The sequence below is a fragment of the Paenibacillus sp. GCM10027628 genome (assembly GCF_042676385.1).
Classification (GTDB): domain Bacteria; phylum Bacillota; class Bacilli; order Paenibacillales; family NBRC-103111; genus Paenibacillus_E.
Map to the genome: position 1 here is coordinate 90,204 of NZ_JBHTHA010000033.1, position 18,147 is coordinate 108,350.

An 18,147-nucleotide genomic window follows, 5' to 3' on the forward strand; every position below is an offset into this window, starting at 1 on the left:
GAACGCTTGTTAATACTCATTTTATTGTAGAACGTATAACACAAATAAACAATGACATCCCGGAAGGATCGTTCATTTGGAATATGTTTCTGAAGATGCTTGTATAGAATTGTTTTCTGCTCGTTCTTATAATGAGAACATACCAAAGATTATGGTTGCGAACGAGCGGCTCCAGCCGTCGCAGCCTGGAAAGGCGGGTTGCACTTATGGAAGCGCGACTGAAAAGGATGAAAGCGCAAAAATATTTATACTTAATGATTTTACCCGCCTTCATCGCTACTTTTTTATTTTCATATGGTCCGATGTTCGGCCTGTACATGGCTTTTATCAATTATTCCCCAGGCGGAGGTTCGTTTTTTGAGCAGTTTTTTACGAGCAAGTTCGTCGGCTTGGAGTGGTTTCGGTACTTCTTTACAAGCGGAGATTTTTATACCATCATGCGTAATACGATTGCGCAAAGCTTCCTGTCGCTGCTGGTCGGATTTCCGGCTCCGATTCTGCTAGCTTTGATGATCAACGAGGTGAGGACGGGCTTATTCAAGAGAGTGGTTCAAACCGTATCGTACTTGCCCCATTTTATTTCTTGGGTTATTGCGGCCAACATTATCATTACGCTGCTTTCCTCGCAAGGATTGATCAACAAGCTGTTGATGCTTCTGCATATCACCGAGCAGCCGGTGCAGTTTTTCCAGAACGGCCATTATTTTTGGGGCATCATTGCTGTGTCTAATATGTGGAAGGATATGGGGTTTAACGCGATCATGTATTTGGCTGCCATATCCGCAATTAATCCCGAACTATATGAAGCTGCGCGAGTTGACGGAGCCAGCCGAATGCGTCAAATGTTTCATGTCACGCTGCCGTCCTTGCGGCCGACGATCGTCATTCTGGCCATATTGGCAATTGGAGGCATTCTGAACGCCGGGTTCGATCAGCAGTATTTATTGCAAAACAACACCATCTTGAAATACTCCGACGTCATCGATACGTATACGTACCGATACGGGCTGCAGAACGGCATGTTCTCTTACGGCGCTGCGGTCGGACTGTTCAAGTCTGTCGTAGCTTTTATCCTGGTCGTCAGCGTCAATACGCTCTCCAAGCGAATGAATCAGCAATCTTTGTTCTAGTGAGAAAAGATACGAAAGGGTGGATCTGTTTGAGAACAAGATCGAGTGGCGATATCGTCTTCGCCGGGTTCGTTTATGTGTTCCTCATTATCGTGTTTATCGCAACGTTCTACCCATTCTGGAACATACTCGTGCTGTCCTTAAACAGTGCGGAGGATACGATCCGGGGCGGCGTTTATTTCTGGCCAAGGGTATTTTCCCTGACAAGCTATCAGCAGATTTTATCCGATCAGGAAATTTTAAACGGGCTCAAAGTGACCGTAGCACGAACGCTGGTCGGCACTCCCCTCGCCGTGCTAGTGATCAGTCTGCTTTCTTATCCGCTGAGCAAGCGCGATCTGGTCGGGGGGAAGTTCATCACGCTTTTCTTCATATTCACGATGTACTTCGGCGGCGGCTTAATTCCGTATTATATGATCTTAAAAAGCTTGCACCTCATCGATACGTTCTGGGTGTATATCGCCCCTGGCCTGATGAATGTGTTTTTTATGATCCTGGTACGCACATTTATACAGCAGCTTCCAGGGGAACTAGATGAATCTGCTAAGATAGATGGCGCGAACGATCTGCAAATCTTCATCCAAATCGTATTGCCGCTAACGGTTCCGGTGCTTGCTACGATAGGGCTTTTTACGGCGATCGGCCATTGGAATTCATGGTTCGATTCCTATGTATTCACCTATAAGCCGGAACTGAAGACCTTACAAGCCGTTCTCGTCAAAATTTTGAACCAGTATCAGACGTCTTCCATGGTATCGGATGCGCAGCAAATGGCCGACTCGGCCAAACGTCTGGCCGTATCGTCGGATTCGATCCGGATGGCCGCAACGATTGTCGCGACACTACCCATTGTTATTGTGTATCCGTTCCTGCAAAAATATTTTGTCAAAGGCATGACCGTGGGAGCGGTTAAAGCCTGATCCATCTTTCACATTCATGAAAGGCGGTGGTTGTGATCACTATCCGCAGCGGATAAGATGAATTCACTTCAAACAATGTAAAATCAGTATCCAATCATGATCAGTCGAGGGGGAATTGGTCCATGTTCAAGACTAGGAAAACGTTCAATGTGCTGCTTTCAACGGTTCTTATGGGTTCCGTCATCGCCGGTTGTTCCACGAAGGAAGCTGCAAATCCGCCTAGCGATAAGCCGGCAGCTTCAACCGACAGCAAAGCAAACGATATGACGCCGATTAAATTGACGTTCTTTGATAAAAATACAGGCGACGCATTCACGAACGATGTTGCCAAGGAAATTACGAGACGGACGGGCGTTACAATTGAAATTCAGCAGCCAACGGGCAATCCTGCAGAAAAGCTGAATCTGATGCTGGCCAGCAGCGATTTGCCGGATGTTGTGCTGATGGATCGCGGAGGAGATATCGTCAACAAGTACATCGCAGCAGGGGCGATTATTCCGCTGGATGATCTGATTGCGAAATACGGCCCTAACGTCAAGAAAATGTACGGCGACACCTTGAACAAGACGCGGTACACCGATGGGAAAAACTACTATCTGTCCAATTGGTACGGCCCGGAGAACGAACCGGTATTCGCCATGAATATGCGCATGGATTGGCTTAAGCAGCTTGCCCCGGACAAAGCTGAAGGCGGAAAGCCGTTTACGGCAGATGAATTTGAAGTGCTGCTGAAGGATTTTAAAGCAAAGTTTGGCAAAGCGGACGGCAAGGACGTATTCCCGATGACCTTCAACGGTGAAAATATGGGCGCCGTGCTGGGAACGTTCAAAGGCATGTGGGGGATGAAGTCCTACTATGAAGAGAACGGCATGCTGAAGTACGATGTGAAGGATCCGAAGTTCAAGGACATGCTCATGTACTTAAACAAACTGTATCGCGAAGGCCTGATCGATCCGGAATGGCCGGTCAACAAGAAGCAAACCTGGGAGCAAAAGATTTCTAACGGACTCGCCTTTGCAGCGCCTGGCGCTTATTGGGATTTCGGAACGCCTAACGGAGTTCTCAAGAAGGCAGGCGGACCTGAAAAGCAGCTCTACCCGTATAAGCTTGTGGGACCTGGCGTTGATCCGGCCAAAACGACATTAGGGCCGAAGAGCACGCTCGGCTGGGATGCCATTGCCATCACGAAGGCGAATAAAAATCCGGAAAGAACGATGAAGCTCATTGATTTCCTTGCCAGCGAAGAAGGCCAATACCTGCTCATGTGGGGGATAGAGGGTGTGCACTGGGATATGAAGGACGGCAAGCATACGCCGCGTCCGGAAGTGCTTCAAGGCTTTAAAGACGATTGGGATAACTACGCGAAGAAAACCGGTATTCGCAAATGGACCTGGTTCGTGAAAAACGGTAAAGGCTCCGACGGTACGCCGTATGATTTGCCGGGCCGTTACCAGCGTGGCGAGATTGACCAGATGGCACTGAAGAACTTGTCCGACACGGTGTGGGATACATCCATATACGATAACCTCGGTCCTGCCGGCGGCACGCCGGATGCGCTAGTCAGCCAGAAGGTTTCGGATATTATGAGTCAGACGATTACCAAAGTCATTATTGCTAAAACCGATACGGATGCAGCCGCACTGTTCGATAAAATGCTTGCCGACATGAAGGCTGCCGGTGATGAGAAAGTAGAGAAGATCATTAACGACAATTACAAGAAACGCATGGATCTTTGGAAATAAGGGATAATGCGGTTCAGGAAGCCGAGGCACTGTTCCGGCTTCCTTCTTTATTTGATGGCATATAATAATGAATGGAGCGGGTTAACGATGATAGCCAATATGATCTTTCAAGAGTTGAATGGACAAGTGATTGCAGGAAATGGATCCTACCGGATTACCGTCGACTTGGCGACAGGCTTGACGGATTACGAATGGTCCGGCGGGAGCCGGTTGGCCGGCGCTTATAGTGCAGCACAGATTGGAGGCAAGCATGTTGCTTCGACCGAATATTCGGAGCACAAGCTGGCAGCTAGCGGCACTCAAACGATCCTAGATGATTTCGGCACTGGCTGTAAGTTCTCTGTGATTCATAAAGCGGAGTCGCTTCCGGACATGAAGCAGACGTTTTGGGTGTACGATCAAACGCCTTACTTCTTCGTTCAAGTCGAGCTGGAGAACGCAACGGATGAGCTGGAGACGAACTATCTCTCTCCACTGAAGATCGAAGTCTCGCAGGATTCATCAGCCATTTCTTTGGGACTGGAAGCCAAGGAACTGCGGGCGCTGCTGGTACCTTTCGATAACGACAAGTGGGTGCGTTACGAATCCGTCGTGATGCCCGGCCAACTGGAAAGCTATGAGGTGACGGCTATTTTCGAACCTGCATCGAGAAAGGGCTTCATTGTCGGTTCGGTCACTCATGATACATGGAAAACCGGTCTGAAAATAGCCGGAGATGAAGGAGCGGCCATTCACCAATTAGAAGTATACGGAGGAGCGGCAAGCGATTATACGCGCGACACGATTCCTCACGGTACGCTGATCGGCACTACTATTGCTTCACCGCGTATCTTTGTGGGCATGTATGCGGATTACAGATCTGGACTGGAAGAATACGGAAGGGCAAATGCTGTGATTGCTCCGCCTCTTCGTTGGGAACACGGGGTCCCGTTCGGATGGAACAGCTGGTCGGCCGCAGGGGCGGACCTTGATTGTGAGCTTTATGTCCATACGTCGGACTTTTTGAAGAGTTTGCACGAAGGCGGGTTTCATCATCATGAGACGGTTTATATCAACTTTGATTCGTTCTGGACGAACTTATCGGAACAACAGCTCGAAGACGCAGTGCGTCACGTTCTAGCCAATGGACAAAAGCCCGGCATCTACTGGACGCCTTTTGCCTTCTGGGGAAGCGACTTCGATCAGATTGTAGAAGGCACGGATGGCAAGTACACATACAGAGACCTCTTGCTACGCGATGAACAGGGTCAAGTTTTGCCCGAATTGGATGGCGGGCTTGCGATCGATCCAACACATCCGGGCAACCTGCAGCGTACGGAGTGGCATCTCGAACGTTTTGTGAAGTGGGGCTTCGAGTATATTAAACTCGACTTCCTCGGACACGGCGCGCTGGAAGGGATGCACTTCGATAAGGAAGTGCGTACGGGAATTCAGGCCTACAACCTCGGTATGGCGTTGATCAAGAAGAGGCTGGATCCTGAGGTCGTCGGACGGCCATTCTTCATCAATTTGTCCATTGCGCCGATGTTCCCGCATCAATATGCCCATAGCCGGCGCATCTCATGCGATGCTTTCGGTACGTTGAAAGATACGGAATATATGTTGAATTCACTCACACATGGCTGGTGGATGAATGGGACCGTGTTTCCTTTCAATGATCCCGACCATACCGTGTTGTACAAAAGCTTTAATCAGGAGCCTACAATGCTGCAGGAGGGGCGGAGCCGTCTTAACGCTTCACTGATTGCCGGAACGGTGCTCCTGATGGGGGATGATTTCCGCAACGAGGAAGCGGGTACCAGGGCTAAGGCGTGGTTAACCCGGCCTGAGCTCTTAAAAATCGCACAGGCAGGAAAGAGTTTTGTGCCGCTTGAAGGGAATACCGGTGAAGCTGCAGCCGACGTTTTCTTCAAAATGGAAGAAAATGGCGAATGTTTTATCGCCGTGTTTAACTATGACAAAAATGAAACGATTCAGAAAACCATTCCCATGGAACGCTTGGGCCTGCCGAATCATGAGGCTTATTCGCTTTATGATCTTTGGGAGGAGGAGACGGTTCAACAGTTGTCAGGTGATATAAACGTTCGGTTGGAACCGGCAGAGTCGAAGATTTTTAAATGGATTCGGTCCTGATACAGTGGCCCGGAGAGTCGCACTTTACTTCAAAGTGCCGACTTCCCGGGCCACTGTTCTTTTATAAGAGGGACTCGAACCCAACATCGAATAAATATACAGGTTTTGCGAAAGATGTGGGGTACTGCCCGTTTGCTTATACCTTTATGATGAACTTACATGAGAGAGTAAGTTGCCGCCTGCAAACCCGATAAATTGAAATCAACGCTCATAAGGGGTGACCTATGTATAAAATTATTGCCGTCCTAGGCGACTATTATCACCGTGGAGATAAGATTGAGGAAACTTTGCTGTCTGCAGTGATGTCCGGAATCGGAGAGCGCAATTTGAAGGAAGTGAAAATCGTTGGCATTGCGGAATTGATCCATTCATTGGAAGAGAAACCGGATGCTGTCGTTGTTTTCAAGGAGAATCGGCTTGATCCCGAAGGCGATTCGCAATCGCTGTGGATGACTGAGGAAATTGCGGGAGCCATTCAACGTTATGTCGAGGGAGGCGGCGGTTGGCTGGCGTGGCATTCCGGACTTGCTTCCTACCCGGTTAACGGCGGCTATGTTCAGATGCTGCGAGGGTATTTCCTCTCCCATCCGGAGATGCACCAGAAGGTGGATTACGAAGGAACGGACAGCAGGTTTACGATACGCGACGAACATTATTTTGTAAGCTGTCAGGAAGATCAGACGGAGGTTTATCTTCGTTCTTCATCGATAGACGGGAAATCTATTGCTGCCTGGAGGCATGCATATGGAGAAGGTCGGGTGTGCTGCTTCACGCCGGCACATCGACCTGAAGGATTGGGACATCCGGACGTAGTCCGGCTTCTTGGCGAAGCGATCGCTTGGATTGCCGGCTCGAGCAGATCGGTAAATCCGGAAATGACAACGAAGGAGGAGACGGCGCCGTGACAGAGAGGATGCCTAACCTCATTGATGCTGAGCAGCGAGTGGAACGAGTAAAAAGAGCGCTGCTCAGTATGCAGAGATATTCGTGGGAACAGGGAGTCGCCGCTCAGGCTATGCTGGAATCGGGTGATTTTGAACTGGCCATATTACTGGCGAGAGATGCGGTTGTCCGGCAGGACGCCTCAGGTAAGCTCGGCGTCATGAATGACGGATATTCAGTCACGGACTCGGCTGCGAATGGCGAAGCTGTTGCTTATGCCGCACAGAGCACTGGCGACCCGTTGTTTGCACAGGCAGCGGCAAGAATGCTCGAGTGGCTGCTGCATCAAGCACCCCGAACCGAAGAGGGAATTTTGTACCATGTCGTGGATAAGCCGCAGGTATGGATTGACTCATTCTATATGGCACCCCCATTTTTGGCGGTATCCGGCTATTACGAAGAAGCGGTGAAGCAAATTGATGGCTACAGGAAGCTGCTGTGGGACCCTGAGGCCCAGCTGTATTCTCATATATGGGATGCTGGTGCGAAATCGTTCGTTCGTAAAGCGCATTGGGGCGTAGGCAACGGATGGGCCGCAGCCGGTATGGTCAGGGTTCTGGGCAGCCTGCCCGGTTCGATGCACGAAGAGAGTAACCGGATTTCCCGTTATTTGCAGGAAACGGTTGACGGCTGTTTGGCGCATTGGCGAGAAGAGGACGGATTATTTCACGACGTAATGGACGATCCTGAAACATTTGTCGAAACCAATGCGGCACAAATGCTGAGCTATACGATTTATCGGGCTATCGGCATGGGGGTAATGGATCCAGCTTATTTGCGTTATGCGGATGCCATGAGAAGAGCGGCTCACGCGCGTGTTGACAGCAGCGGACTTGTTCAAGGGGCCTGCGCAGCGCCATTTTTTGACCGGCCGGGGACCGCTCCGGAAAGTCAGGCGTTCTTTTTGCTGATGGAAAGCGCAGTTAGGTCGTTCAGCCTGACACCCGCAAATCCAGCAGGCGAAGCCGGAGCATCGCCGGAGAGAGGCAAAGGAGGAGAGCTATGAGTCTGGATGTCATTTGTTTAGGGGAACTTTTAATCGATTTCGTATCTACGAACAAAGATGTCTCGTTGATGGAGAGCGCAGGTTTTCACAAAGCTCCGGGAGGGGCTCCGGCTAATGTTGCAGCCGGTATTGTGAAATTGGGGGGGACTGCCGGATTCATCGGCAAAGTTGGGCGTGATCCGTTCGGATACTATTTGAAAAGTGTGCTTCAGGATTTGAACGTGGACACCTCTTATTTGGCGTTCGACGAGGAAACCCGGACAACGCTTTCTTTCGTGGCGCAAAAACCGGACGGAGACAGAGATTGCATCTTTTATCGCCATCCGGGGGCGGATATGCGTCTCTCTCCGGATGAAATCATAGAATCTTATTTTTGCAATGCGGCAATTTTCCATTACGGATCCATCAGTCTAGGAAGCGAGAGCAGCAAAGCGGCCACCCTTCGTGCATTGAAATTTGCCCGCGCCCATAAGCTGCTGATTTCCTATGACCCGAATTTGCGCATGGATCTATGGCGAGACCCTGAACATGCGTACAAGGAAATAAATGAGGGGTTCGGCTATGCCGATTTTGTCAAAATTAGCGAAGAAGAGTATAAGTTCATTACCGGATGCGCTGATGTCGAGGCATGCGGCAGGTATATTTTGGATCGGGGAGCCAAGCTTGTCGTTGTTACGATGGGTAAAGACGGCTGTTACTACACCAATGGGCAATCCAGCGGTTATGTGGCCGGATATCCTGCTCATGTCGTGGATACGACGGGAGCCGGAGACGCTTTCGTGGCAGCGATGCTGCACGGCTTTGCGCAGCGAATGAAAGCGGGGACGCCCAACATGGACCAAGGGCTGCATCAGATGCTGCAAATTGCTAATGCGGCGGGGTCACTGGCAACTACCCGTATCGGTGCAATACCTTCGTTACCGACGAAAGAGGAGATAGAGGCGCTGTTGGGCTGAACGTTTCGAGCAGAAAGGAGTTAGAAACTATGAAGAGTCTGGTCGTAGATAAAGACGGACAGTTGGCCGTTCGAGACATAGCGAAACCCGCGTATGGGGAGTATCAGGCGCTAGTGAAGATGGTTAGCTGCGGCATTTGCCGTGGAACGGATTTGAAACTGATTCATGGCGAATTCAAAGGATTTGATACCTATCCCGCTGTGCTTGGGCATGAAGGGGTAGGCCGTGTGATGGAGACCGGGGCTCGAGTCCGTCACTTGCAGGTGGGGGATCTTGTACTGCTCCCGTTTCTCGAAAGTGTGACAGAAGGATTGCATGCCGGTTGGGGGGCTTTCTCCGAATATGCAATTGTAGGAGACGGCCAATCTTTGCTGGAGGACGGCAAAGGGCCTGGCTCTCCGGAATTCTCGGAAGCTTATTATGCCCAGCAGCGGCTTCCGCATGATATCGATACGGATGTTGCTCCCATGATCGTGACCTTTCGTGAGGTGCTCAGCGCTTGCAAGCGATTCGGGTTCCGTCCGAATGCGAGCTTGGTCGTCTTCGGAGCCGGTCCCGTCGGACTTACATTCATCACGTTTGCCAAGCTGCTTGGCATGGGGCCCATCATTGCTTCGGTAACGAGTGACGTGAAGGTGGAAGAGGCGCTGCTAGCCGGTGCGGACTATGCCTTCAACAGCAAGAAATGCGATTTGACGGCAGAGGTGAGGAACGTTTGCCATGACGGCGTCGATTTTGCTGTAGATGCCGTCGGTAAAAACGAAATTATTAACCAAAGCATGGAGCTCCTTGCGCCATACGGGCATATTGGCTGTTACGGGATTTCGCCCGAGACTGAAATGCGCCTGGATTGGAGTAAAGCGCCGTATAACTGGCATCTGGATTTCATTCAATGGCCATCCAAGTTGGAAGAGTCGGAATGCCACAGGCAAGTGATGAGCTGGATCGAATGCGGTGTTCTGAAACCGGAAATGTTCGTATCGAAGGTGTTTGAGTTTGACCGAATTCTTGAAGCGTTCGAATTTGTTGAGCAAAATAGCGGCCAGAAGAAAACAGTCATCACGTTTGAGTAAATGAACGCAGCGACCAGACATTTAACTTGAAGGAGGAATTTATCGTGAAAAAACCAAGATTGTTTACCCTGCTGCCGGAAGAACATGTTACGACACCGGACGGCATGGCGATAGCGCCGGATGGCACATTGGTGCTGTCATGCCCGAATTTTGCCGATCATTCGCGTCCAGGCTGCCTTGTGAAAATCGATACTGAGGGACACGTACGCAAATGGGTCGATGTGCCCGTTCACACGGATACGGGGATCGCTTGCCCGATGGGCATCGCCTTCGGCCCTGACGGTGACCTGTATATTTGCGACAATCAAGGCTGGTCGGGCTCGCAGGCAGGCAGCTTTAAAGGCCGGATTCTGCGGCTTCGCATTGAGGATGACCGCGTCGCAAAGTTGACCGTTGTTGCGGAAGGGATGGAGCATCCGAACGGGATCCGTGTTCGCGGATCGCACATGTACGTCACGCAGAGTGTGTTGACTAAGGTGAAAGATCCTACAGGCCTGCTGCGAAGCTGTGTCTATCGGTTCGGGCTCGATGAGGAAGGCATTCAAGTCAATAATACGCTGGAAGATCCGCATATGCTGACAACGCTGCTTACCCTGAATGAAAATGACCAGTACGGAGCTGACGGCATCGAATTCGATCCGCAAGGCAACTTGTATGTAGGCAATTTCGGCGACGGTGCGGTTCACAAGATTACGTTCAACCCGGACGGTACGGTGAAGGATAACGTCGTTTGGGCGAAAAATCCGGATCAATTGCAAACGACGGACGGCATGATTATGGATGAAGCGGGCCATTTGTATATTGCCGACTTCTCAGCCAATGCGATTGCCAAAGTATATCCGGACGGCACAGTCGAGCGCTACGCCCAAAGCCCGGACTCCGACGGCTTTGATGGCGAGCTTGATCAGCCTAGCGAGCCGATTATTTGGAACGGGAAGCTTATCGTTTCCTGCTTCGATCTTGTAACGGGCCCAGGCAAAATCAATACCAAGCACGAGCTGCCTGCGACCATGTCAGAGCTTGATTTGTAAAGGAGTTTTCTTCCGATGGGTAAAGTGCTTATTACTCCGAAATCATTTCATAATTACAAAGACACCGTATACCCGCTCATTGCCGAAAAGGGCTACGAGATCGTGGAGAACCGGCTCGGACGCACGATGACGGAGACGGAAATCATCGAACTTGCCGGCGACGGCGTCGTCGGCATCATCATAGGGGTCGATCCGCTGCCTGCAGCGGTTCTTGAGAGGTGCAAGGATTTGCGTGCTGTCTCTAAATACGGCATGGGCATGGATAATATTGATCTTGAGAAAGCCAGGGAACTTGGCATCGAGGTCCGAAATGCGGCGGGCACGAACCACATTTCTGTAGCCGAGCACGCAATCGGTCTCTTGTTTGCACTGGCCAGACATATTCCGCAAAATGTCGCCACCGTCAAGCAAGGAGGATGGGGGCGGGTCATGGGCGTCGAGCTTACCTCCAAGACCATCGGTGTGGTTGGCGGAGGCCAGATCGGTAGAGAGGTTGCGCTGCGGGCCAAAGGGCTTCGCATGCACGCTGCGATCTACGACCCGTACTTGCGCGACGAATCGTTCCTGGAAGAGAACGGTATCCGCCGTTTTCAGGATCTGGGTACGCTGCTGGAGCAGTCTGATGTCGTATCGCTGCATCTTCCGTATACGCAGGAGACGAAGCACTTGATGAATAGACAAACATTAGGCAGGATGAAGCGTTCAGCGCTTCTCATTAATACGTCCAGAGGGGAGCTCGTGGACGAAGTAGCTTTGTATGAGGCTCTTGTCGGGGGTGAAATTGCCGGGGCCGCTCAAGATGTGTTCTCTATGGAGCCGCCGGAAGCGGGCCATCTATTGTTAGGTTTGGATCAGTTTCTGCTAACCTCTCACACCGGGGCTTTCACCAAAGAAGCCGTGGAGAGAATGGCGACGTTCTCGACGCGCAATTTACTTGAAATGCTGGAATCACTTTCGAAAGGAGAGGCACGATGCTAACGTTGCAAAAAGCCGAACGGCCGACGCTTTATTTCATCGGCGTGACGACAACTCAATCTTCAATTATGAAACTATTCCCGCTCTGGGCGGAAGCACTGGGTCTCAAGGACGCAGTCATTCAAGGCATCGACATCGGCATTCACGCTGATGCTGCCATGTACCGGCAAGCCGTGGAATTTATTAAAAATGATGAACTATCGCTTGGGGCGCTGGTAACGACGCATAAAATCGATCTCTACCATGCGGCTAAAGATTTGTTTGATTATCTGGATCCCTATGCCACGATGTTCGGCGAACTTTCCTGTATTTCCAAGAAAGATGGCAAGCTGGAAGGCTATGCCAAAGACCCGATCTCCAGCGGGTTGGCTCTGGAAGCCTTCGTCCCGAAGAACTACTGGGAGGAGCATGGCGGCGAGCTGTTTGTCATGGGCGCAGGCGGCAGCGCGATAGCGATCTCCGCCTATCTGCTTGATCCGCGCAAAGCGAGCCGGCCGACTAAGCTGATCGTGTCCAACCGGAGCAAGCCGCGTCTGGACGAAATTGAGCGGATCATGAAGCTGGTTGCGCCGGATGTTTCAGCAGCCTATTATTTAACGCCGGAAGCGACCAAGAACGATGAAATAATGAGCGGGTTGAAGCCACATTCACTGGTTGTTAATGCCACAGGACTAGGTAAAGACCAGCCCGGCTCGCCCATTACCGATGAGGGACGCTTTCCGCCTGATAGTCTGGTTTGGGAGCTCAATTACCGGGGCGCACTCGATTATTTACACCAAGCCAACCGACAAAAGCAAGGAAGCCGTCTTTACGTCGAAGACGGGTGGATCTATTTCATTCACGGATGGACCCAAGTGATTCAAGAAGTGTTCCACTTGGACATTCAGCCGGACACATTTGCAGAGCTTGAGAGAATCGCAGGCACCTTGCGCTAATTTTATTTGCCAGACTTTACCGATAGATTGGAGAGAAACTAGATGAGTTCACAAGCTGTCACACTTCCTTTTGCCGCTCACTTCGATTTGAAAAGCGGATTATCTAAAGATTATACGCCTACCAAACGGCTGTTGTCTAAAATGGCCGGTATGTACGAAAACGACAAGGAGTTTGCTAATCTGGTGTCGGAAGGAGATCCGCTTGTTTATGAATTTTATGAGCTGACGATGCCGGAAACCCCGAACGAGCTGTTGTTTGGAACGAGCATCGTGCATCCCGGGAAAGTCGGACGTGAATATTACATGACCAAGGGACATTTTCATACCATTTTGGATACCCCTGAAGTGTACTATTGCTTGAGCGGGGAAGGGTACATGCTGATGGAGAATCCAGAGGGGGAATGGAAAGCCGAACGTTTCACCCCCGGCCAGGCCGTATACGTCCCGCCACGCTATGCCCACCGCAGCGTAAATACAGGGAGCGAATCGCTTGTGACGTTTTTCGTCTATCGCGCCGATTCGGGGCACGATTACGGCACAATCGAGACCAAAGGATTTCGCAAGCTGATTATTGAAGAGAATGGAGTTCCTGCCATTGTCGACAACCCAAAATGGAGTGCCGGGGAGGAAAATTAACGCATGGAATACACCTATCTGGGAAGAACCGGGATGAAGGTTAGCCGGCTATGTCTTGGCACAATGAACTTCGGAGTTTCTACGGATGAGAAGGAAGCTTTCCGTATCATGGATGAAGCGCTCGATGCAGGCATTAACTTTTTTGACACTGCGAATATTTACGGTTGGGGCGAAAACGCGGGAGCTACGGAGAAAATCATCGGTCGCTGGTTTGCGCAAGGGGGCAACCGCCGTGAACGGGTCATTCTCGCTACCAAAGCTTACGAAAAAATATGCGATCCGCTGGACGGACCAAATGATGAAAAGGGACTCTCCCTTTACAAAATCCGCCGCCACTTGGAGGGATCGCTTCGGCGCTTGCAAACGGAACATGTGGAGCTTTTCTTCATGCACCATATCGACTGGCGCACACAGTGGGAAGAGCTGTGGGAAGCTCTCGAAGGTGTCGTGCGCCAAGGAAAAGCCGATTATATTGGCTCCAGCAATTTTGCCGGCTGGCATCTGGTCAAAGCACAAGCAGCTGCAAAAGAACGCAAGTTCATGGGCCTGGTCGTCGAGCAACATATTTACAGCCTGCTCAACCGGACGCCCGAGCTGGAAGTTCTACCGGCTGCACATGATCTTGGGCTCGGCGTCGTGGCATGGAGTCCGCTGGCGGGAGGCGTTCTCGGCGGCAACGCGCTGAATCCGACCATAAGCAATCGCACAGCGCAACAGGCAGCTGTCATTGAGAAGAACAGATCCAGTCTCGAAGCGTTCTCCGTTCTTTGCCGTGAACTGGGCGAGAAGGAATCTAACGTCGCACTTGCTTGGGTGCTTGCCAACCCTGCGCTCACCGGGCCGATTATTGGGCCGCGTACGGTTGAGCAGTTGCGTGATGTGCTCCGCGCTGTTGAGATCAAGCTTGACGCATCCGTCATGCATAGACTTGACGAAATATTCCCTGGACCCGGCGGTCCTGCTCCCGAATCCTATTCTTGGTAAAATCCATGGCGGAATGATATTCCCCACAAGCGTGATACAGCTCGTTTCCTAACAGGAACCGGGCTTTCTATCTTTTTTATTCAAAAGATCGTCTGATTCTAGTACTCTATAGATATTCAACGATTTTTCGCGCAGTAAAAATGGGAGGGAACATCATGTTGGCAAGAATCAAAAAGATCTATTTAGAGCTCCCAATCCGTATGAAGTTTCAGCTCTGGTTCATGCCGCTCTTAATCGTTTCGGCTGGAAGCATCGGTTTCATCTCTTATGTAACCGCGTCGAACCAAGTGCTGGACAAGATTGCCCAAGCGCAAAACAACATTTCCTCTCAAACGATTTCCCACTTGGATTACTTGGCTAAAGATATCTATGATATTTACAGCTATTTGTCGCTTTCATCGGAGCTGCATGACCTGCTCTCTCCGGAAGCCAGCTACAATTCCGCTCAAGTGGTAAACTCGATGATTAACCGGCTGCTCAGCACCCGGCAGTTTTTCCAATCCCTTCTGATTTTCTCGGAAAATCATCCTACGATTAAATTTAACAGTTTGAATAATAACGAAATTATTAGTTATGATGCGTACAAAACCAGCGATATTTATCGCCAAACGGTGTCCCAGGTTGTCAAAGGTGCTTGGGGAGTAGAAGAAGGGCCGATGAAGCTGTTTATTGGCGACCAGCGCAGGAAGGTGTTTTACAGCAAAGTGCTCGTGAATCCGGAAAGCCTGCAAAAGGAAGGATTGATGATCATTGGCATGACCGAGGAGGATTTTCGCAAATCGTTCGGTCCCGCACGTGATAATGTTGAGATAATCGTGATTAATGAGGACGGGACGATTCTCTCCGATTCTGACGGCAGGTGGAGCGGCCATGCGTTCACGGAGCTTCCTTACTATAATCATGTGCCGTTCAGCCAAGTGGATTGGGGCAGCTACGAAAAACAATGGTTGATTTCTCATTCTTCTTCCTTAGCGACGGGCTGGCATGTGCTTGTGATACAGCCGAAGATCGAGGAGCTTAAGCAGCTGAATCAAATTCGCTGGTTGACGATCGGATTTGTATTGATGATTCTCCTCATCAACGTGCCGTTCAGCTGGCTCATCTCCAAACTATTCTCCAATCCTCTGATGCGGCTGTTGAAATCGATGCGTGAATTTCAAGCGGGAGATTTCAACCAGCACGTTAACATTGAACTAAGAGATGAGATTGGTCAGCTTGGCAGTGGGTACAATATCATGGTGACGAGAATTAAAGAATTGATTCAAGATGTATATGCATCCGAAATATCTCAAAAAGAGGCTGAGCTGAGGATGCTGCAGTCGCAGATCAATCCTCATTTTCTATATAATACGCTGAATTCCATTACCTGGATGTCTTACCGTGAAGGAGCCGAAAAGACCGCAGACATGATTCAAAGATTGTCCGAATTTTTCCGCTTCAATTTGAGCCAGGGCGCCGATATTATCACGATTGAGAAAGAACTTACGATCGTTGAAAATTATTTGTTCCTCAGTAAAATCCGCTTTGGCGATAAGCTGACGTATTCAATTGAAGTGGAGGAGGGTCTCCAGCAGCTCCGCGTGCCTAAGCTGCTCCTGCAGCCGCTTGTGGAAAACGCGGTCGTCCACGGGATCGAGCAGATGGAAGGACAGGGCTTTATACATCTGTCTATCCGTAAAATGGAACAGCAGCTCATGTTCGAGGTGACGGATAACGGCACAGGTATGAGAGCGGATACGCTGGAGCGGCTGAGGACAGCCGGACGCTCGGAGAAGCGCTTCGGTCCTGCTGAGAATGCCGGAGGCTTTGCTTTATCGAACATGAGAGAGCGTTTGCGAAATCATTTCGGAGAAGGGGTCGCTATCGAGCTCAACAGCCGGCTCCATTTCGGCACCTCCGTTAAAATAAAAATCGACATGAACGGAATTCTGGATCAAGGAAGGATTGAGCGAGATGCATAAGTTGTTTATCGTGGAAGACGAGCCGGCATTTCGAGAAGGAATCCTCACGATGATCGATTGGGAATCGGAGGACATTCTTATTACGGGAACGGCTTCCAACGGCCGCAAAGCCTTGGAGATGATGGAGGCCGATGTGCCGGACATTGTACTCACGGATATCCGCATGCCGCAGATGTCGGGACTGGAACTTGTTGAGGAAATATCCAAGCGAAACTGGGATCTCATTCCTGTGCTTTTGACCGGGTACAGCGAATTCGAATATGCGCAACAGGCGGTTAAACTCGGCGTGCTCGATTATATTCTTAAACCTTGCAATCCCAAACAGGTCCGCGATGCTATTGCGCGAGCGAAAAGCAAGCTGGTCGGCAAGCGGAGTCAGGATCGGCAAGTTGATCGATTGGAACGCCAGTGGAATGCCAACATCCAAACGATCAAAGAGGATAGATTAATGAAATGGCTGCGATCCTCCCAGCCGCACAATTTGGAAAATTGTCTGGCGGAAATCGCGGAATACGGTATTTGGCTCGAGAACAAGCCGACTCAGGTTATTGTATTCCGGTTCGATACAAAGGAATTAAAAACTCTCGCCTACCGTGAATCCGACCTGCCATTAATCCGTTATGCGGCTTCAAACATCATGGTAGAAAGCATCGGCGACCTTTTCACGGGCAATCATGAGCTCTTGACCCTGGAGGAACAGTTTATTTTAATTGCCAATGTGCCGGAAAAAATGACGCATAATGAAATTCAGGCAAGTCTTGAAAGGATACAGCGCAATTTGGCAGTCTTTTTAAAAGTAAGCGTAAGTATTGGAGTGGGATCCGTGACTAGTCTGGCAGAGATCGGCCATTCTTATCGGAAGGCAAATGAGGCGCTGACGCGTCGTTTTTTTCATGGAACAAGCGGCTTGTTTATGGCATCGGAGGCTAAAGAGCCCGAGCCTTCAGTGGAGGATGCGTCCAAATTTCAGGAAAATTTCGCTGACTTTGAGCGGCGAATTCGCGAATACATCGCTGCCAGTAATTTTTCAGATTTTGTGGTGGAAGTGGAGGAGTGGCTGAACACGTTCCGTGAGCAGGATCTTTCCATCCAACGCATCCATTTGCACACGTACTCCTTTATTAACGCACTGATGAAAGAGATTAAAGCTGTTAACGGCGATTCCGCCAAAGCGTCTGTGGAGCAGTTCGAAGCCTTTGCGGAGCAGGTGCAGCGCCAGGAAACGTTCGAAGAATTGTCGACGCTGCTGACCGTTGTCATTCAGAAATTTGTCGAGCTCAGACATACAAAAAAACCGCTTCATAAAACCATTCAGTACGTTCTTTCGCTGATCGAAGAAAAATACATGACGAATTTGACACTGAAAGCGATCGCCGAAGAGGTTTTCATTTCCCAATCGCATTTGTCTACGTTATTCCGCCAGGAAATGGGAATTAATTTTCTGGATTATTTGCATCAGTTTAGAATCGATAAAGCGAAGCATTTGCTTAAAAATGATAATGGGAAAGTGTACACGATCGCGCGTCAGGTCGGCTATTATGACGAAGCGCACTTTGTCCGCTTTTTCAAAAAATGGACAGGAATGCTGCCTTCCCAGTACAAAAAGCAAAATGGCTTCTAATAAACATACAGCTTTACCGAAGAATCATAGGTTATGCCACCAAAGAGCCTATTCTATAATGAAATTACAGCGCTGTTGCAAGATACAACAATCAAGGAGGGG

The 18,147-nt window shown here is 50.0% G+C and carries 15 protein-coding genes; all 15 read left to right on the forward strand.

The features are described from left to right. The first annotated feature begins 206 nt into the window (after nt 1–206). Nucleotides 207–1,130 (forward strand): ABC transporter permease, encoded by a 924-nt coding sequence (locus ACFQZT_RS21395; RefSeq protein ID WP_379302872.1) that lies wholly within the window; start codon nt 207–209, stop codon nt 1,128–1,130. A 29-nt stretch (nt 1,131–1,159) separates the two neighbouring features. Then, complete coding sequence (locus ACFQZT_RS21400; RefSeq protein ID WP_379302873.1) at nt 1,160–2,050, forward strand: carbohydrate ABC transporter permease; 891 nt, start codon at nt 1,160–1,162, stop codon at nt 2,048–2,050. 122 nt (nt 2,051–2,172) lie between these two features. After that, a complete protein-coding gene (locus ACFQZT_RS21405) occupies nt 2,173–3,792 on the forward strand; it encodes an extracellular solute-binding protein (protein ID WP_379302874.1) in 1,620 nt (539 codons plus the stop codon). A gap of 87 nt (nt 3,793–3,879) precedes the next feature. Then, nucleotides 3,880–5,925 carry an alpha-galactosidase gene (locus tag ACFQZT_RS21410; protein ID WP_379302875.1) on the forward strand — a complete coding sequence of 682 codons (2,046 nt, stop codon included), beginning with the start codon at nt 3,880–3,882 and terminating at the stop codon, nt 5,923–5,925. A 224-nt stretch (nt 5,926–6,149) separates the two neighbouring features. Then, complete coding sequence (locus ACFQZT_RS21415) at nt 6,150–6,830, forward strand: ThuA domain-containing protein (protein WP_379302876.1); 681 nt, start codon at nt 6,150–6,152, stop codon at nt 6,828–6,830. Next, nucleotides 6,827–7,873 (forward strand): glycoside hydrolase family 88 protein, encoded by a 1,047-nt coding sequence (locus ACFQZT_RS21420; protein WP_379302877.1) that lies wholly within the window; start codon nt 6,827–6,829, stop codon nt 7,871–7,873. Before ACFQZT_RS21415 ends, ACFQZT_RS21420 begins: the two co-directional genes overlap by 4 nt. Further along, complete coding sequence (locus tag ACFQZT_RS21425; RefSeq protein ID WP_379302878.1) at nt 7,870–8,829, forward strand: PfkB family carbohydrate kinase; 960 nt, start codon at nt 7,870–7,872, stop codon at nt 8,827–8,829. Before ACFQZT_RS21420 ends, ACFQZT_RS21425 begins: the two co-directional genes overlap by 4 nt. Before the next feature lie 29 nt (nt 8,830–8,858). Then, nucleotides 8,859–9,902 (forward strand): zinc-dependent alcohol dehydrogenase, encoded by a 1,044-nt coding sequence (locus ACFQZT_RS21430; protein WP_379302879.1) that lies wholly within the window; start codon nt 8,859–8,861, stop codon nt 9,900–9,902. A 44-nt stretch (nt 9,903–9,946) separates the two neighbouring features. Continuing rightward, entirely contained in the window at nt 9,947–10,933 is a 987-nt protein-coding gene (locus ACFQZT_RS21435) for an SMP-30/gluconolactonase/LRE family protein (protein WP_379302880.1), read from the forward strand. 15 nt (nt 10,934–10,948) lie between these two features. Further along, nucleotides 10,949–11,911 carry a phosphoglycerate dehydrogenase gene (locus ACFQZT_RS21440; RefSeq protein ID WP_379302881.1) on the forward strand — a complete coding sequence of 321 codons (963 nt, stop codon included), beginning with the start codon at nt 10,949–10,951 and terminating at the stop codon, nt 11,909–11,911. Beyond that, complete coding sequence (locus ACFQZT_RS21445; RefSeq protein ID WP_379302882.1) at nt 11,905–12,843, forward strand: shikimate dehydrogenase family protein; 939 nt, start codon at nt 11,905–11,907, stop codon at nt 12,841–12,843. The genes ACFQZT_RS21440 and ACFQZT_RS21445 overlap by 7 nt, the downstream gene beginning before the upstream one ends. A 42-nt stretch (nt 12,844–12,885) precedes the next feature. Next, complete coding sequence (locus tag ACFQZT_RS21450) at nt 12,886–13,479, forward strand: glucose-6-phosphate isomerase (protein ID WP_379302883.1); 594 nt, start codon at nt 12,886–12,888, stop codon at nt 13,477–13,479. A 3-nt stretch (nt 13,480–13,482) separates the two neighbouring features. Further along, nucleotides 13,483–14,463: an aldo/keto reductase gene (locus ACFQZT_RS21455; RefSeq protein WP_379302884.1), complete on the forward strand. Its 981-nt coding sequence runs from the start codon at nt 13,483–13,485 to the stop codon at nt 14,461–14,463. 155 nt (nt 14,464–14,618) lie between these two features. After that, nucleotides 14,619–16,424 carry a sensor histidine kinase gene (locus tag ACFQZT_RS21460; protein ID WP_379302885.1) on the forward strand — a complete coding sequence of 602 codons (1,806 nt, stop codon included), beginning with the start codon at nt 14,619–14,621 and terminating at the stop codon, nt 16,422–16,424. Next, complete coding sequence (locus tag ACFQZT_RS21465; protein ID WP_379302886.1) at nt 16,417–18,045, forward strand: response regulator; 1,629 nt, start codon at nt 16,417–16,419, stop codon at nt 18,043–18,045. Before ACFQZT_RS21460 ends, ACFQZT_RS21465 begins: the two co-directional genes overlap by 8 nt. Nucleotides 18,046–18,147: the final 102 nt, after the last annotated feature.